At 60.3% G+C, this 2721-nt stretch carries 1 protein-coding gene and 1 pseudogene; one reads left to right on the top strand and one right to left on the bottom strand.

The annotated features are described in order from the left end of the window. Positions 1 to 235: 235 nt before the first annotated feature. Complete coding sequence (locus EN750_RS28000; RefSeq protein ID WP_127398655.1) at positions 236 to 1165, bottom strand: transglutaminase-like cysteine peptidase; 930 nt, start codon at positions 1163 to 1165, stop codon at positions 236 to 238. Positions 1166 to 1488: 323 nt separating this feature from the next. Between EN750_RS28000 and EN750_RS27995 the strand changes: the two are divergent. Beyond that, positions 1489 to 2721: pseudogene (locus tag EN750_RS27995) on the top strand (hypothetical protein); the annotation flags it as partial.

Genomic DNA, 2721 nt, shown 5'->3' with positions numbered 1-2721 from the left:
CGCTGGACCTCAATGTGTCCGACATATTCGCGCGGCTCGATGCCAATGGCGAATCGCCGGTGGCCACCGGTTTTGTCATCGGCGTGGGCGACCGTCGATACCGGGGACAATTGAATGCGGTGCGGGCTCCGGTGCTCGAGCCGGAGCTGCTGATGGCGTTCGTCTTCGGCGGCTAGAGCAGTTCACCGTTACACTTACCGGAGTTGCTCTGGATGCATCGCCAATGCTGGCGAACCTATGGCTGAAAGCCTTCGCCGGGTGCGATGGTTGCGAAACCGCCCTTGATGTCGGCCATCTGGGCTCCGCCCGGTCTTGAACCGTGGATCCAGGCCCGGTCCGTGCTGAACGAATAGAGCGGAACGTAATCCGGAAGATCGCTGTCACGCACGACAGTGTTGCTGAGGCTGTCGAGAATGAAGGTGCCGCTGCCTGTGCTCACCGACAGCACTGCGTGAAAGAAGCCTCTCTTGCGATCCTGGAGGACGACAAGCGCCATGCTTTGCGTGGGAATGCCGGCCCTCAGCAGGGCTGTCATCTTGAGGATGGCAAAATCCTCGCAATCGCCTGCTCGCCGCTCGAGAATCTCCGAAGGCTTCGCCCAATAGTCGAGCTTGCCGTAGACGACGCTGTCTTTCCTGTAGGCGATCAGGCGATTTACGCTGCTGTTGACGAAGGACAGCTTCTCGCTGAATCCCTTGCCTTGTGCGGCGGCGATCATGCCGGCAAAAGCCGCGCTCTTGTGCTCGCAGGGGCTGCCTGCCGAACAAGCGGCGATTGCCCGGTAGACCGGCGCCCAGCGAGCCGCGACGGGAAAATTGCGCATGGACAAGGCAACCGATCCGAATACCCCCGGAATGATCGACGCGGTCTGCAGCGGATCTATCCCGGCGTCATCTCGCGCCGTTGACGAGCCATCCCCGCGGCCAACATCTGGGCCATAGCTGCCGGTGACCATACCGACCCGGTAAGCGCCCGCGGGCTGCCAGGGCTGAGGCCTCGCCAGCGAAACACCGCCGAGACTGGGTGGCGTCTGGACCTTCTCCTGAGGCCAGCCGGGTGCGGCGATATCGCTCGCGAATGACGGCCCCGCCAGGCCGACAAGCCCGATTGCCAGCAGGAGCATCTGGAGCCGGGTTTTTCCCGGAACTGATTTTTGCTTTTTCATAACGCCCACCTTTGACTGTGGACGCTACCAATCTTGTCTCAAATTATTGGAAAGGAAGGTGGATAAATATCCAGCAACTGTCTTTATCCACTTTGCTTAAATTTTTATTCAAATTTATACTTTGATTTGCCGAAAAATGGTGGCCAGCCCTCCATCAAGGAGGCCTTCAGAAACAAACATATATCAGGTTATATTGCCGCGGTTTACCACGTGTAAAAAATGCCGGGCAATGCATATCAGAATATATGAAATAGATTAGGAGGCAGTTGCAAAGTAGAAGTGTCCGCTGTCTCTATCCGGTAAATATCGGAGGGGTTTCAGCCATGACGAACAATATCGAGTTGGACAGCTTTTCGGCTTCCTTGAACGAGCATTCCGTGTCCAATGAACACGGCCATCAGGCATCGCCGGCGGAGATGCAGGTCGCACAAGCAAATTCGACGCAGCAGCCCGCGCCGGCAGCGTCCGAGCCGGTGCCGGTCGATGTCGGCGGAGCGCCTGTCAAGCCAGAAGCCCCCGCGGAAGCAAAGGCGCCGCCGGCAGCTGCGCCGCACGAATATGTGGCCGACGCCAGCCATGTGGTGAGGCTTCCTGCCAACGCCTCCATCGACAACATCAAGGTCGACGGCCAAAACCTTGTGCTCGAACAGGCCGACGGTTCGGTGATCGTGATCAAGGACGGCGCCCTGAACGTGCCGACCTTCATCATCGGCGATGTCGAGGTGCCGCGCGTCGCGCTGCTGGCGGCGCTGGAAGCCAGCCATGTCGATGTCGCCTTCGGCGCCGACGGCTCCATGTCGGCCGGCCCGGGCGGTTCGAACTCAAGCGCGGGCGGAGATTTCTCGGTTCCCCCCGGCGGCATTGGCGACGGGTTCGATCTGTCGGCACTGCTGCCGCCGACTGCCTTGCAGTTCGGACTCCTGGAGCGGCGCGAACTGTTCCCGTCCATCGTCGACAGGCAGGTTTCAGTGACGGCCACGTCACTGCTTGCCCCGACCGAAGCGGCCAGTGAAGCCGGTCTTGACGGCGGTGGGGCGCAATCTCCGGGCAGCGAAGCGCTGACCGACAATGAAACGTCCAGCACTGGAACGATCAGCATCGACGCGCCTGATGGAATTGGGTCGATCGTCATCAATGGCGTCACCGTCACTAGCGTCAACCAGCAGATCCCGGGAGAGTACGGTTACCTGACGATCGTCTCCTTCAATCCGAGCACCGGTGCTATCGAATACAATTACACGGTCACCGAATCGGTCATTCATACCGATCAGACAGCCGGCTATGATCCCAACAACGACACCGTCCCGGACAATTTCAGCATCACTGTCACGGATGTTGACGGCGATTCGGCCAGCACGACCTTTGCCGTCGCCATCGTCGACGACGCGCCGACGGCGGTTGCCGATACGGACAGCGTGACGGAAGACGGTGCGACGGTCGCGGACGGCAATGTCATTACGGCCAGCGGCGGCGCGGACGCGAATGTGACGGACGGCGTTGCCGACGTTAGGGGTGCGGACGGGGCGACGGTAACGGGCGTCGAGGCAGGCACGGTT

Origin of the sequence: Mesorhizobium sp. M7A.F.Ca.ET.027.03.2.1 (assembly GCF_003999175.1) — a bacterium.
Classification (GTDB): Bacteria; Pseudomonadota; Alphaproteobacteria; order Rhizobiales; family Rhizobiaceae; genus Mesorhizobium.
Note: the sequence above shows the minus strand (reverse complement) of the source record. Positions and strands in the feature narration are given on the sequence as shown.